The 15,690-nt window shown below is 57.7% G+C and carries 6 protein-coding genes; 5 read left to right on the forward strand and 1 reads right to left on the reverse strand.

Annotated features, from left to right (window positions below; all coding sequences use genetic code 11):
- Positions 1 to 81 precede the first annotated feature (81 nt).
- The 4 genes from gltP (at position 82) to AB3U87_RS10495 (ending at position 10,840) form a co-directional block, all read left to right on the forward strand.
- Complete coding sequence (gene gltP / locus AB3U87_RS10480) at positions 82 to 1,377, forward strand: glutamate/aspartate:proton symporter GltP (RefSeq protein WP_125290230.1); 1,296 nt, start codon at positions 82 to 84, stop codon at positions 1,375 to 1,377.
- A 522-nt stretch (positions 1,378 to 1,899) separates the two neighbouring features.
- Positions 1,900 to 6,621 (forward strand): autotransporter outer membrane beta-barrel domain-containing protein, encoded by a 4,722-nt coding sequence (locus tag AB3U87_RS10485; RefSeq protein ID WP_394148931.1) that lies wholly within the window; start codon positions 1,900 to 1,902, stop codon positions 6,619 to 6,621.
- A gap of 259 nt (positions 6,622 to 6,880) precedes the next feature.
- Entirely contained in the window at positions 6,881 to 8,425 is a 1,545-nt protein-coding gene (locus tag AB3U87_RS10490; RefSeq protein ID WP_394148932.1) for a methyl-accepting chemotaxis protein, read from the forward strand.
- Positions 8,426 to 9,193: 768 nt separating this feature from the next.
- A complete protein-coding gene (locus tag AB3U87_RS10495; protein WP_253456050.1) occupies positions 9,194 to 10,840 on the forward strand; it encodes a dihydroxyacetone kinase subunit DhaK in 1,647 nt (548 codons plus the stop codon).
- A 36-nt stretch (positions 10,841 to 10,876) separates the two neighbouring features.
- Here the strand turns inward: AB3U87_RS10495 and sbmA are convergent, their stop codons facing one another.
- On the reverse strand, positions 10,877 to 12,079 hold the full coding sequence (sbmA, locus tag AB3U87_RS10500) for a peptide antibiotic transporter SbmA (RefSeq protein ID WP_394148933.1): 1,203 nt from the start codon (positions 12,077 to 12,079) through the stop codon (positions 10,877 to 10,879).
- Positions 12,080 to 12,541: 462 nt separating this feature from the next.
- On the opposite strand from sbmA, the gene AB3U87_RS10505 reads away from it, so the two are divergent.
- Entirely contained in the window at positions 12,542 to 15,424 is a 2,883-nt protein-coding gene (locus AB3U87_RS10505) for an EAL domain-containing protein (RefSeq protein WP_394148934.1), read from the forward strand.
- Positions 15,425 to 15,690: the final 266 nt, after the last annotated feature.

Here is a 15,690-nt window from a genome sequence, read left to right on the forward strand (position 1 = left end):
CGACATCGGCCTGCTTCCCTTGAGAGTGATCGCTCCGCATTAAAGACGCGGAGAGCGGGTTTTGTTAAGGAAAAAACTATTATGAAAGCTGCAAAATTCAGCCTTGCCTGGCAAATATTGACGGCGTTGGTACTGGGGATCGTCGTTGGCGCGATACTGCATAATCAACCGGAGGATCGTGAATGGTTAATCGCTAACATTCTTAGTCCTGCCGGGGATATCTTTATCCATCTGATCAAGATGATTGTGGTTCCCATCGTGATTTCCACGCTGATCGTCGGTATCGCCGGCGTGGGCGATGCGAAAAAACTGGGGCGGATCGGCGTCAAAACCATCCTCTATTTTGAAGTGATAACCACCATTGCCATTGTGGTAGGGATTACCCTGGCGAATGTGTTTCAACCTGGCTACGGCATTGATATGTCGACGCTGGCAACGGTGGACATCTCTAAGTATGAAGCCACGACGGCGCAGGTTCAGGGCGGCCCGCACAGCCTGGTGACCACTATCCTGTCGCTGATCCCGCAGAATATTTTCGCGGCGATCGCGAAAGGCGAGATGCTGCCGATCATCTTCTTCTCGGTGCTGTTTGGTCTGGGGCTGTCATCGCTGCCTGCGGAACATCGCGAGCCGTTGGTGAAGGTGTTTCGTTCCACCTCGGAAACCATGTTTAAAGTCACCAATATGATTATGCGTTACGCGCCGATTGGCGTGTTTGCCCTGATCTCGGTGACTATCGCCAACTTTGGTTTCGCCTCGCTGTGGCCGCTGGCTAAGCTGGTGATCCTGGTGTACGTCGCCATTCTGTTCTTTGCCTTTGTGGTGCTGGGAACGGTCGCGCGCATCTGTAAGCTGCGCATTACCACGCTGATGCGCATCCTGAAGGATGAGCTGATCCTCTCTTACTCCACCTCCAGCTCCGAAACGGTGCTGCCGAAGATCATGGAGAAAATGGAGGCTTACGGCGCGCCCAAGTCCATCACCAGCTTTGTGGTGCCGACCGGCTATTCGTTTAATCTGGACGGCTCCACGCTCTATCAGAGCATCGCGGCGATCTTTATCGCGCAGCTGTACGGCATTGACCTCTCTATCGGTCAGGAGATCGTGCTGGTGCTGACGCTGATGGTGACCTCAAAGGGGATCGCGGGCGTGCCTGGCGTTTCCTTTGTGGTGCTGCTGGCTACGCTGGGCAGCGTAGGCATTCCGCTGGAAGGCCTGGCGTTTATCGCCGGCGTTGACCGTATCATGGACATGGCGCGTACCGCGCTAAACGTGGTCGGCAACGCGCTGGCAGTGCTGGTGATCGCCAAGTGGGAAAACCAGTTCGATGCCAAACAGGCAGTGGCCTACGAGGCGCGTCTGGCATCCGCTTCCTGATCGCTCCGGCGCGGAAGAACAGCAAAAATGAAAATGGCCTTCGGGCCATTTTTTTTGTTTTTTGCAAGGCACAAACGCAGCGGTTATGCGGTTGCGTAATCATAAATGAGATTATTTAAGTCGCCGCTGAATAACGTTTCATACTGATTTTTAATAGTAAATATTTATGGCGTTGACCGTTAAATTTTATCTTCTCATTTTTTCTCTTATCGTGAGCTGCATTTATTTGTCAAGACTATAATTATATTTTACGTTAAGCCTGAAAAGGCGGCGATTCCTTTTAGCAATCAGGCCTGTAGAGTTTAATAAAGGGCCGGTAATTAATATGATTATTTACGGCACTATTCTTATTTTTTCGGGGATGTCGTTTGTCGCCATAACTTTATATGGATCTTTCTTTTCAGTAGTGATGTGATTGTTATTAACAATTTTTAATTATTCGTCACGCCGCCTGCCGTCTGCAATCGCATTTTTACGGCGAGATGTTTTTTACTTTTTTCTTCAGCTCTGGAGGAAATATCCTTGTTTAAATTACATCCCCTTTTGTTAAGCCTTATTGCGGCACAGGGCGCGATAGCGCCTGCTTTTTACAGCCAGGCGGCGACGCTGAAACCCTTTTCACCCTATGTTAATGATAATAAAGTCGGCGCTTTTTGCGTCTGCAACGGCTCCACGCAAACGCTTAGCGGCAACCAGCAGTTTTCGCCGGGGCTGAGCGGCGAGCAAAGCTTTACGCTGAGAGAGCTACAGGGCCGTGTGAATAACCCTGACCTGTCGCTGGCAGAAAGGCCGGGCCTGGATCCCGGTACAGGCGGTTACACCATTTATGTCCCGGACTGGGAGAACGGCGGCTATCGTCCCTTTGACGTTTTTAATTCCGCCAGCATGGTCGAAATACCGCCGCTCGGGCTGGATACGCCGCTGCCAAACTATGTTGACGTCAAAGGCGGGCAATATATTAACGCCCGCGTGGCGCAGGTCAGTAAAGGCACCATTAACGTGGCAATCGGCCAGTCCGGTGCGGCAACGACGTCAGAAACCAACGGCTGGCGCATGGCGGCCAAACAGAGTCGGCTTTTTGCCGCCACCGGCAGCGGCAACATGAACTGGAATGGCGATAACCGCCTGACCTTTACCGCTGCGCTTCCACCTTCTGGCGGGCCTTATCTGACCCTTCCCGTTGACAGCGTGGCTGATTACAAAGGCGAGTTCAGCGTCGCCACCAGAAATAACGTCATCACGCGATTCAACGTGACCAACTTTGATGATTTTAAAAACTATAACAACTGGCTTATCGGGCAGCTGGAAACGGGCCAGCTCAATCCCGACAGCTACCGTGACGAGCTGGATAAAGCCGTAACTCTCACCAGCGGGCAAATCGTTTACGGCATAGTGGCGCAGGATGCGGATGACGAAGCGGCGCAGCCGATTGGCGAACTGGTGGTGCTCAGCGCAGACGGCGCGCAGGCCAGGGTTACGGTTAATAAAACGCTGGAGGTGGCTAACGCCAGCAGCGCGGTGCTGGCTGCAAACGGCGGCACCGCGATTATCAACGGTAAGGTCGCCAGTACCGGTAACGGCATCACCGATGGCAACGCGCTGGATCTGCTTAGCGGCAGTACCGGCGTTAATAACGGCGTTATTAATGCTGGCTTCTTCAATAATGCCGATGGCAGCGGCGTGGACAGCAGCACGGTCGGCCAAAGCCGCAACGCGGTACGGCTACAGGACGGCAGCCGTTTCACCAATAACGGCGTCATCAACATCGCAGGCAGCGGCACTGGCCTGGGGATTTTTAGCGGCAGCGCGATCAATAACGGCAACATTAATACAGGCGCGGCGGACGGCGCCAGCGGCGTGTTCGTTAACGGCCCGCAGGCGAGCTTCACCAATGCTGTGGACGGCACGCTCTGGCTGGGGCGATCGCCGCAAAATGCTCTGACGGATGAAGCCTTCGATACCCGGCTGTCCGGCGCCGTCGGCATTAATATGATTGGTGATGGCAGCGCCGTAAATGACGGGCATATCGTACTGGGTGCACAAACTCAGAACAGCACCGCCATGAAGGTGGTGAATGGCCCGAACGCCCGCCTGCAAAATAACGGCGTGATTGACGTTAACGGTCAGGCGGATTTTCGCCCGGAGGAGAATATCGCGCTGCTGGCGATCGACTCCGGCAGCGGCGGGCTGGTCGGCAACGCCGGGACGATCAATCTGAATGGCGATAACGGCACCGGGATCAAAGCGATCGCCAGCAGCGGCAGCTTTGCCAGCGTTTACTCGGACGGGATCGTCAACGTTAACGGCAGCACCGGGCCGTCAGGCGACACCCACAATACGGCGGTGTGGTTAAGAAGCGAGGCGGGCGGCAACGCTTATGCCTACCTCACTGGCCCAATCACTCTGGGGGGAGAAGGCGCCGTCGGCATCCGCGCTGACGGCGCAGGTACATCGGTTTACGATAGCGGCAGCGTTTCTGGCGGTGGCGCTAACGCAACCGCTTTTCAGATAACCAACGGCGCGAGGATAACGCTGGGAGACGCTTCGTTGGTTAAACTAACCGGCGACAACAGCACCGGCGTACGGATACAAAACGGCGGCTCTTTTTTGATGCAGGGCGGTCTGGTCGCTGCTACCGGTATCGCGTTTGATGTGAGCGAAGGCACCGCGCAATTTTTTCCCGAAAGCGCCCAGCTGGAGTCAGGTGGTACGGCAGCGGTACGCGTGGGTCATAACGGTAATTTTGCGCTGTATGGCGACGGCATCTTCCGTAACAGCATTACGGGCAACGGCAGCGCCGACGCCGTTCTGCTGGAAGAAGGCGCCGCCGGGCTGTCGATTGACGGCGCTACGCTGACGGTAAACGGCAGCGGCAGCGCCATCAATAACCTGGCGGAAACCCCCAACATTTCCCTGGCCAACACCTATATCTATGCCAGGGGCAGCGGCAGCGGCATTCGTTCCGCCACCACTTTCGATTCACTGCTTTCCGTTGGTATCGAACCTTCCGACGGCGCAACGGGCTACACCTTTGCTAATGCCGATGGCTCGACCACGCAGGCCGACATGCTGGTGCCACGCGGCATGGTGATCCTTGTCGGCAGCGGCGGAACAGGGATCCGCGCCAATACCACGGGGAAAGTCATCTCAGAGGGAAACATCTATATCACCACTGAAAGCGGCGGTTCGGCAATTGTCAGCCAGACCGCCAGCGAAGTGGTAAACCGGGGCGACATCTTCTCGTGGGGTACGGTGGCGCCCGTTATCGATCTGCGCGGCGGCAGCACGGTATTTGTTAACGAAGGCACGATTGGCGCGCAATATGCCGATACGGTTATCGTGGCGGGCGGCGCGACGGACGATCGGATCGCCCTGATCGGTGGAGCGGTGCAGGGCGATGTGAACACGGGGAACGGCACCGATACGCTGACGCTGACCGGCGGCACCCTCAACGGCAGCCTGACGATGGGCAGCGGCATCGATAACCAGGCCTTTGTGCAGAACGTCAGCCTGGCTAACGTTAGTCATATCACCACGGCGGGCGGCGAAGGCAGCACGCTCAGCCTGAGCGAGATAGCGGCCCGTGGCGGCTCCTTCGCCAGCGACGACGCAGGCCGGGGCGTCAACCTGGGCGCGGGCTGGAGCACCATCAATTTCTACCATACCGACTGGACGTTGACCGACAATCTGCAGCTGGCGCACAGCACCCTGAATATCGATCGCGAGTCCACGCTCTATGCCGGAAACCTTGTAGATCCCGTACTGAGAGGCGGCACCAGCGATTCGCTGGTGGTGAATAACGCCGGTACGCTGGATCTGACCAACGGCTCCGGATCGCCGGGCAACACGCTGACCATCAACGGCACGCTGAACTCGCTGAACGGCACGCTGAAGCTCGCCAGCGCGCTTAACGGCGGCGGCGCGCCCGCCAACCAGCGCAGCGACATCCTGCGCGTAAACGGCGATGTTAACGGCACCACGTTGATTAACGTCACGCCAGCGGCAGGCAGCACCGGCGCGCTGAACGATGCTAATCAAAATGGCGTTATTGAGGCGAACGAAGGCATCTCGCTGGCACAGGTGGCAGGCAGTGCCAGCGCCAACAGCTTTGCGCTCCAGGGCGGCTATCTGGCAGCCGGGCCGTGGCGCTACGATCTCTACAGCTTTGCGCCGGGCAGCAGCGATGCCGCCCAGCGGCAGGTCGACGGCAGCGGCAGTCAGTTTCGCGACTATCGTCTGGCTAACGGCCTCGTCAGGAATAACGGCGTTTCCCGTGCGGCGGTAGTGCCGCAGGTGCCTGCTTATCTCTCCGCTCCGACCGGGCTGGCGTACTATTCCGCAGCCACGCTTAACGATCTGCATAACCGGCTGGGCGAGCTGCGTCAGGGCCAGGGCGAGGCCGGCGGGGAAATGTTCCTGCGCTATACCGGCGCCAACATGCGCTACAGCACCAGCCAGAGCTTCCAGAATTTCGGCTACGACCTGGATATGGATTACAGCGCGTTGCAGGTAGGCGGCAACGTCGTGCAGCTGGATGGGGACAACGGCAGCCTGCGCGGCGGCGTCGCCTGGACACGCGGTAACAGCCGCATCCGTCCGGACGCGGCCGACGGCTACAGCAGCACCACGTTCGACAGCGATACGCTGGCGCTTTATGCCACCTGGCTACAGGAAAGCGGCTTCTACCTGGACGGCACGCTCTCCTACAGCTGGCATCGTGGCGAAACGGATATTGCACGCAGGCAGAACGTGGCAAAGATCAAAGGCAAAGGCTGGAGCGCCTCGCTGGAGAGCGGCTATCCGTTTGCGCTGGGCGGCGGGCTGCGGCTGGAGCCTTCAGCCCAGCTGACTTACCTGCATCTGGGGCTGGATAACTTCAGCGACAGGGATAACCTGACGGTCAGCTACGACGATTCGCACCAGACCATTGGGCGCGTCGGCGCGAAGCTGGATCGACGCTGGAGCGATAACAGCGGCCGCCAGTACACGCCTTATCTGCGCACTAACTATTACAAAGGCTGGGACAGCCAGGCTAAAACCACAATAGGCGCTAAAGGCGTGGACGGCCTTGAGCAGAGCTTCCGCAGCGGTAAGTTCGGTCAGATGTGGGAAGCCGGCGTCGGTGCCACCACCGTCTTTAAAAATAACGTGTCGCTCTATGCAGAAGCGGACTATCGGAAAGAAATCGACGGCAACGGCGGCAAAGGCTGGGGCTACAACGCGGGCGTAAGGTGGCGTTTTTGATCTTTCAGCGGGCGTGATCCGTTCACCATACTAAAACATCTCTGCATAATAATGACTTGTCGTCGACAGGGTTTTGCGGGCGGCTGGAACCGGTTCTTTTCTCGCCAGATGGCTGTCCGTAAGGCTTTGCGGTTTTTTAACCTTTGCATGGAATTTAGCTTTAGCAACTAAAGTTCAGGCGGAACGGGCCGAAAATATAACGAATGATAATTTATCCACTCAAAGCCCAATCCTGGTCACCGCTTCAAGGATTTACGCCATGCGCAGCAATCAACCCGTAACACAGCAGGAATTTGCGTTTGATGAGAACGCCACGCTGATGTCAACCACCGACGCCAGCAGCCATATCACCTACGCGAACGACGTATTCATCAAAGTCAGCGGCTTTACGCCGGAAGAGATCAACGGGCAGCCTCACAATATAGTGCGCCATCCTGATATGCCGCCGGAAGCGTTTGCCGATATGTGGGCGACGCTGCAACAGGGCGAACCCTGGTCCGCGCTGGTGAAAAACCGTCGTAAAAACGGCGATCACTACTGGGTACGCGCCAATGCCGTGCCGATCGTGCGCAACGGTCAGATACAGGGCCATATGTCCGTTCGCACCCGTCCCGCCGCGCAGGAGATCGCGCAGGCTGAAAAATTGTATAAAGAATTTCGCGAAGGCAAGCGTAAGGGCTGGCGCTTCCATAAAGGGCTGCTGGTGCGTACCGGGGCGCTGCGCTGGGCCTCGCTGCTGAAAACCATGCCGCTGCGCTGGCGTATTCGCTCTGCGCTGCTGGCGCTGTGGCCGCTCTCCGTGGCGGGCGTTTGGGCGCTGGGGCTGCCGGGCCAGCCGCTGGCGATATTCAGCGCCATCATGGCCGTGCTGCTGCTGCTGGCCACGAGCTGGCTTGAGCAGCAGGTTTCCCGTCCCGTCGAGCGGCTGTGCAAACAGGCGCTGAGCGTGGCGACCGGCGCCTGCCAGCAGGTCGACCAGATGGATCGCGTGGATGAAATCGGCACCACGCTGCGGGCGGTCGGGCAGCTGGGGTTGATGTTCCGCTGGCTGTTGGAAGACGTCAGCGGCCAGGCGGTCAACGTGATGAGCGCCAGCGATGCTATCGCGCACGGCAACAACGAGCTGAGCCGTCGTACGGAGCAGGCGGCGGCCAACGTCCAGCAAACGGCTGCCACCATGAATGAACTGACCGCCACGGTAAAAAGCAATACCGACACGGCGCAGCAGGTCAATACGCTTTCCGCCAGCACTCGCGATGCCGCGACCAAAGGCGGCGTGGTGATGAAGGATATGGTCGGCATGATGGCGGAAATTGCCGACAGTTCGAAGAAGATAGCCAACATCACCAGCGTCATTGATGGGATCGCGTTCCAGACCAATATCCTGGCGCTAAACGCTGCGGTGGAAGCCGCACGCGCGGGCGAGCAGGGCAAAGGCTTTGCCGTGGTGGCCGGAGAAGTGCGCAGCCTGGCGCAGCGCAGCGCCAAGGCCGCCAGCGAAATAAAAAGCCTGGTGGAGAACAGCGCGCTGAAGGTGGAGTCCGGCAGCGTCCACGTTAACGACGCGGGCAAAACGATGGAGGATATCGTTTCTCAGGTGCAGAACGTGACCTCGCTGATTGCGCAGATCAGTTCCGCCACCGCCGAGCAGGCTACGGCGCTGAGCGAAGTCAGCCTGGCGGTAGAAGACCTGGACAATATCACCCATCAGAACGCCGAGCGGGTGGAAGAAGGCGCGCAGGCGGCTGGCCGAATGACGCATCAGGCCACCCGTCTGGTGGAAGCGATCAGCGTGTTCCGCTAACGGTGATGCAGGCTTCGGTCGCGCCGCGTTTTGGCGAGCAGCGGACGGAGCCTGCCTTTTGAACGGTATACTTTTAAACGGTACAACACAATTCCCGCCCGCTTTCCTTATGCTCCTGCCCAGGTGCCTGGCCGAAAACGCGGTGGCAACGCCTGTTTTACGCTCTCTCCACGGATATAACGCTTTAAGGCGGGCGGCCCCTCCGGGCTTTTTACAGCCAAAACAGCGATAAAAAAGAGCAGGCCTTGCGACCTGCTCCGCATAACGCCCTGGTGGTGGCGTGGTGAAGCTTATCCTGCTACAGAGGGGGATCGTCTGCGTTAAGGGGGGAAAGCGCTGTCGGATAAAAGAAGCTTTCCCGAACGCCGCAGAACGATAACCAAAACTGTATAATAATTGACTGATATACTGCAATCTCAAAACCAGCGCAGAGAAACAATTAGGAATAATGCCGGGGTTTGCAATAATAAATTCTTTAGTAATCATGGTACTGTTTTCAGTTATTCGGAGTTTTCCTGTGGTGGGTACGCAGAGGCCCGACCAGAAGGGCAACGACTCTCCCACGGCAAAAAGTGATAAAAAATATAAAATATTCTGTTGTTTTTCCGTTAGCTTTTACCAACGTTTGTTGCTGAAAAAAGGGAAATCACGTCCATTTTAAGTTACTGCTTTTCTCCTTGCCCTGCCTGTTTCCTGCGCGGCCGCCGCAGGAATTCAACTACAGTTAGTGACTCAGTCCGCTCTTTTCAGCCAGGAGAAAACAGATTTATGAGTCAGTTTTTCATGCATCAAAAAAGCGATTTGGTCAGTGAAGCCATTGAAGGCGCGCTGATCGGCAACCCGTGGCACAGCCTTAGCCTGCTTGACGCCGGCCCCGATATTCGGGTGGTGGTGCGTAACGACTGGGATAAAAAGGACGTAGCGCTGATTTCCGGCGGCGGCTCCGGGCATGAACCGGCCCACGTGGGCTTTGTCGGAAAAGGAATGCTGACCGCGGCCGTCTGTGGCGATATCTTCGCCTCGCCGAGCGTGGAGGCGGTACTCAGCGCTATCATCAACGTCACGGGTGAAAAAGGCTGCCTGCTGATCGTTAAAAACTACACGGGCGATCGGCTGAACTTCGGCCTGGCGGCGGAAAAAGCCAAAAAGCTGGGCTTTAAGGTCGAGCTGGTGATGGTGACCGATGATATCGCGCTGCCGGATAATCCGCAGCCGCGCGGGATTGCCGGTACGGCGCTGATCCATAAAGTCGCCGGTTACGCCGCCGCCAGCGGAAAATCGCTGGAGGAGGTGATGGCAGCGGCCAACGAAGCCATTGCCGCCACCGCCAGCCTTGGTCTGGCCTTCAGCAGCTGCCATGTGCCCGGCGAAAAGCGGGACGAGCGGGTTAAAGAAGGCCAAAGCGAGTTAGGCATGGGCATTCATGGCGAACCGGGCGCCTCTACGCTGAAAACGCAGGACAGCCGCGAGATCGTTGCACTGATGGCGGCGAAGCTGGCGGAGCACAATCCGGACAATAAAAAAACGGCGCTGTTAATCAATAACCTGGGCGGATTCTCTTCGCTGGAAATGGCGGTGCTGACGCGTGAGGTGCTGCGTTCGCCGCTGGGAAAACAGGTCGATCTGCTGATTGGCCCGGCGACGCTGGTTAGCGCGCTGGATATGAAAGGCTTTTCGCTGTCGACGCTGCTGCTGACCGACGCGCTGGCGGAAGCGTTGCAGGCGCCGGTTGAGGCCAGCGGCTGGCAGCCCGCGAGCAAGCCTGCGCCGCTTAATACGCGCCAGGGCGAAAAAGTTGCGCGGCAGCAGCATTTTGCGCCTTCGGAAAATGCATCAACGGCCGCCATAGTTGCTACCGTTTGCCGCACGCTGGCAGAGCTGGAGACCGAGCTTAACCAGCTGGATGCCAAAGTGGGCGATGGCGACACCGGCTCGACCTTTGCCGCCGGGGCGAAAAAAATCCTCGCCGAGCTGGAAGCGAACAGGCTGCCGCTGAACGAGCCAGAAAACCTGCTAACGCTGATTGGCGAAGAGCTGGCGGTGGTGATGGGCGGATCCAGCGGCGTGCTGATGTCGATTATGTTTACCGCCGCCGGACAGAAGCTGGAAGAAGGCGAGGCGCTGCCGCAGGCGCTGAGCTACGGGCTGGAACGGATGCAGCACTACGGCGGCGCGCGGCCGGGCGATCGCACCATGATTGACGCGCTGGATCCGGCCTTTGCCGCGCTGACGGCGGGTAAAAGTAGAGAAGAGGCGGCGCAGGCGGCAAAAGCGGGCGCGGAAAAAACGGCGCAGATGAGCAAAGCGCAGGCGGGTCGCTCCTCTTACCTTAACCAGGAAAGCCTGCACGGCGTGAAGGATCCGGGCGCTTACGCGGTAGAGCAGGTCTTCGCCAGGCTGGCCGCGCAACAATAAGCGGCCCTTCCGGGGCGCGGTTCCTTCCGCGCCCTGTTAAAGCTCTCCCTCCGCTTCCCTGTCCAGTACCTGTTCAAACAGCCGCAGACGTTTATAAATAGACAACAGCTCAACCAGCGTGCTCCACGAATAAACCAGATACTGAAAGGCGCCGCGCACCTGTTCAAATACGTTATTGATCTGCTGGAGCAGCCCGAAGGTAATGGCGGCGGTGACAATAGAAGGGAACAGCACCACCAGGCCGAAAACGGCGTCCAGCTGCAAATAGAGCGAGCGGGCGATATTAAAATAGAGATAGTGAAAGTAGAGCCGGAAATAGTTTTTACGGATCAGCCCGAACAAATTTTGCACCGTGGGCGGACTGGCGCGTGCGGGATCGTCTTCGCCATAGACCAGTTCTTTACGGTAGCCCGCCTCCACCCGCTGATTACGAAACGACAGGCCCGGCAGCCTGATGCCGATGGCGGCCAGCAGCCCGGTGCCCAGCAGCGACCAGAGCACCACGGCAATCACCAGCGCGTAGGGCAGGTCACCCAGCAGCGGCACGTTTTTCACATGCACCGATAGCCCAATCAACACCGGCAAAAAAGCGATAAGCGTCATAACAGCGTTAATCAGGCTGACGCCCATATCCTCCAGCGTCGAGGCGAAGCGCATGGTGTCTTCCTGCACGCGCTGCGCCGCGCCTTCAATGCCGCGCAGCCGCGACCAGTGCGCCATATAATAGTTGTTCATCGCCGTGCGCCAGCGGAAAACATAGTGGCTGATAAAGAACATATTCAGCACATCCACCAGCACGGCGATCAGCGCAATGCTGAGAAAGCCGATCAGCTGCTGATAAAGCGTGGCGATCGGTACCGAATTGGGATGGGTCAGCGCGCGCTGGATCAGATCGTAAAACGGCTCATACCAGGCGTTGATAGCAACGTTCATCTGCACCGAAAACCAGGTCACAAAAATAATCAGCGCCGAACCGTTTACCGACCAATTTTGCCAGGGATGCGGACTGAACACGCGCCAGAACCCGGCGAACAGGGCGAAAGCCGCAAAATAATAAAGATAAAAAGCGAGGGCGGAAGGCGCGATAAAGCGCAAGGCGTTATTTGGCAGCGGGCCGGCATGGGCGAATGAGGTAAGAAACTGCCTGCCGCCGGCAAACCAGACGAGAATGGCGATCGCGCACCAGACGGCGGCGCTGCTGAAGAACAGCGCGGGGCGGGGGAAAAAGGATTTAAACATAGCGACTCCAGAACGGTAAGGCCACCATCTAACGCGATTACTCGTTAATGGTCTTAACGGTTTTGTATCCGCTGATGTCTGACCGCCACCTTTGCAACAGGCGAGTGTTTCCGTTACGCCAGTCATTAACGTGAATAGCGGTCGCGAAGCGTTAATAAATTACAGGCCATTATTTTAATATTCTGCAAACATCTTATCCCGGGATTGTAGCGATCGCGGGTTGCAGCCACGCGTTCAACCCTGCATAGTCCCCCCCGCCCTGGCCCGGCAAAATAAATGCTGAATGTTATTTAAACGAGGCCGATAACGATAAGGCACTTTCAGGCAGCGGAGCCTGATACAGCAAGGTTTTACAGGGAATAGCGGCGCGGGATTGCTTCAGAAAAGGCGGGCCTGCAGCGGAGGGCCGCTTATCTGCAGGCCAGGCCTTCTTCGGGGCAGCGTCCCTCAGGCGGAAAGAAAATGAACGAAAATAATGATGTGATGTACCGACTGCTGGTGCAAAGCGTGGTCGGCTACGCCATTTATATGCTGAAACCTGACGGCACCGTAGCCAACTGGAACGCGGGCGCGGAGCGGGCGAAAGGCTATCTGCCGGATGAAATTATCGGCAGAAATTTTGACTGTTTTTACAGTGCGGAAGACAGAGAAAAAGGACTGCCGCAGCGCGGCCTGGCCATCGCCCGCGAAAAAGGACGTTTTGAAACCGAAGGCTGGCGCTACCGCAAAGACGGCAGCGCTTTCTGGGCGCATGTGGTGATTGACGCCGTGCACGACGACGACGGCGGGCTAATCGGCTTCGCCAAAATTACCCGCGACTGCACCGAACAGCAGGCTCAGCTTGCCGAACAGCGCGCCCAGGAGCAGAAATTCCGTCTGCTGGTCGAAGGCGTGGTCGATTACGCCATCTACATGCTCGATCCCGACGGCTATGTGGTGAACTGGAACGAAGGCGCAAGGCGTTCCAAAGGCTATACGGCGGAAGAAATCGTCGGCAAACACTTCTCCTGCTTTTACAGCACGCAAGACCGGCTGGCTAAGCTCCCGGAAACCAACCTGAAAACCGCCTACCGTACCGGCCGATTCGAAGAGCAGGGCTGGCGCTATCGTAAAGACGGCACCTCTTTCTGGGCGCACGTGGTCATTGACGCCGTGCACGACGACGATGGCAGGCTAATCGGCTATGCCAAAATCACCCGCGACTGCACTGAACAACAGCGCGTGCTGCAAGAACAGCGCGAAAGAGAACAGGTGTTCCGTCTGCTGGTGGAGGGCGTCACCGACTACGCCATCTATATGCTCGATCCCCAGGGCCATGTGGTGAACTGGAATGCCGGTGCGCATCGCGCCAAAGGCTATACGGCGGAGGAAATCGTCGGCGAACACTTCTCCTGCTTTTACAGCGCGCAGGATCGCTTTGCCTGCCTGCCCGACAAAAACCTGGCGATTGCGCAAAGCGTTGGGCGTTTTGAAGATCAGGGCTGGCGCTATCGCAAAGACGGCAGCGCCTTCTGGGCGCACGTGGTGATCGAAGCGATTCATACTAAAGAAGGCCGCCTGCTTGGCTTTGCCAAAATTACCCGCGACTGCACTGAACTGCGCGAGTACGAACAGCAGATCCTGCGGGCAAAAGATCTGGCAGAGCAGAACAGCAATAAGATGGCCGCGCTGTCGAAGTTTCTCGACACCATTATCGGCAATATTCCCTGCTGTGTGATAGTGGAAGACGTGGTATCGCGCGAGGTGCTGCTGCTGAACAGCAAAGCGGAGCAGCTGCTGGGCGTAAAAATGAAGGAGCTTGCCGGCAAAAGGCTGGACGATTACATGCCCTCAGAGCTGAGCGGCTATTTTTCCCAGCTGGCGACCGCCGCACAGCGCAATGAAGGCGTGCATAAAAACGAGCAGCTGTTGCGTACCCGTGGCGGCGAACGGATCATCAACGCTTCGGCCTCGATTATTAACGGCAACGACGCCCATACTAACTACGTGCTGCTGATTGCTGACGACGTTACCGATCAGCGCGCGGCTGATGCGCGCATTCATCATATGGCGCATCACGATAACCTGACCAGCCTGCCGAACCGCGTGCTGTTCAGCCAGCGGCTGAACGAGGCGCTGCGCTGCGATTTCGATAATGGTAAACAGACGGCGGCGCTCTGTCTGGATCTGGATAACTTCAAGAACGTCAACGACGCGCTGGGCCATCAGGTCGGCGACGATCTGCTGCGCGCCGTCGCCAGCCGTTTGCGCGGCGTGCTGCGTGAACAGGATACGCTGGCGCGCAACGGCGGCGATGAATTCTCTATCGTACTGCCGGGCCTGACGCATTTACAGGAAGCCGAAGCGGTGGCGCAAAGACTGATTGAGGCCATCCGTCCGACCTTCAACGTCGACGGACATAGCCTGACGGTAGGGCTGAGCATCGGCATTTCTATTGTCACAGGCGGTCTGACTACCCCCGCCGAGCTGCTGCGCTGTGCCGATATGGCGCTGTACGAAGCCAAACGCAACGGCCGCAACCGCTTTGAGCATTTCTCCAGCGAAATGGGCGAAGCCGCCAGCAAGCGCCGCATGATTGAAACCGATCTGCGCGAGGCAATGACCCATCGCCACCTCAAGCTGTATTACCAGCCGATTACCGATAGTCTGGGCCAGGAGATCATCAGCTACGAAGCGCTGATGCGCTGGCACCATCCGAAACAGGGGCTGATTATGCCGCTGGACTTTATTCCCGTGGCGGAAGAAACCGGGCTGATCCACTCGCTGGGCGCCTTCGCGCTGTACGAAGCCTGCCGCGAGGCGGCGAAGTGGCCGGCGCATCAGAGCGTGGCGGTCAACCTTTCGCCGCTCCAGTTTAAAAACAGTTCGCTGGTGTCGGTAGTGGAAGCGGCGCTGAAGGATTCCGGACTGGCCCCGCACCGGCTGGAAGTGGAGATCACGGAGTCGGTGCTGCTGGACAACACCCTGGTCAATATCCGCATTCTGCAAAAGCTGAAAAAGCTGGGCGTGCGCATCGCGCTGGATGACTTCGGCACCGGCTACTCGTCGCTCAGCTATCTGCGTTCTTTCCCGTTCGATAAGATCAAAATCGACAAGTCGTTTATCAACGATATGAAAGAGAGCCGCGAGGCGCTGGCCATTATCCGGGCCATTACGGGCATGAGCCGCAGCCTGGATATTCAAATCACGGCGGAAGGGGTGGAGAGCAGCGAGCAGTTCGAGCAGCTGAAAATCGAAGGCTGCACGCTGTTCCAGGGGTATTATTTTGGCCGCCCGCAGCCGTCGGAGACGCGGCTGAAGCTGTTTGGCCTGGACGAAAAGCGCGACGGCCAGGTTCACCCTTAGCGCCCGGTCCTGAACAGCGTTATGGCTACGATCGCCGCGTAGCTTATCCACCAGGGCGTCGTGCTGCGCGCTGGCCTTGCGCGCGCCTTTGGCTAAATCATTCGCGCGCAATGTGACAAGCTGGCCTTCTGCGGCTCATCCATCATAAGGCGCTGGCCTTCTGCGGCCGCGCTTTTCTGCGGCTTAACCACCACAACGCCAGGCTGCGTGCTGGTTCTGCTGCGGCCGCGCGTTCTTCAATAGCTCATCCCTTATAACGCTCTGCT

The sequence above is a fragment of the Erwinia plantamica genome, from assembly GCF_043420595.1.
Lineage (GTDB): Bacteria > Pseudomonadota > Gammaproteobacteria > Enterobacterales > Enterobacteriaceae > Erwinia > Erwinia aeris.

Bases quoted from the DNA above. Each gene is read 5' to 3' on its own strand.
- gltP (WP_125290230.1), top strand. From the start codon at position 82: ATGAAAGCTGCAAAATTCAGCCTTGCCTGGCAAATATTGACGGCGTTG.
- AB3U87_RS10490 (WP_394148932.1), top strand. From the start codon at position 6,881: ATGCGCAGCAATCAACCCGTAACACAGCAGGAATTTGCGTTTGATGAG.
- AB3U87_RS10495 (WP_253456050.1), top strand. From the start codon at position 9,194: ATGAGTCAGTTTTTCATGCATCAAAAAAGCGATTTGGTCAGTGAAGCC.
- sbmA (WP_394148933.1), bottom strand. From the start codon at position 12,079: ATGTTTAAATCCTTTTTCCCCCGCCCCGCGCTGTTCTTCAGCAGCGCC.
- AB3U87_RS10505 (WP_394148934.1), top strand. From the start codon at position 12,542: ATGAACGAAAATAATGATGTGATGTACCGACTGCTGGTGCAAAGCGTG.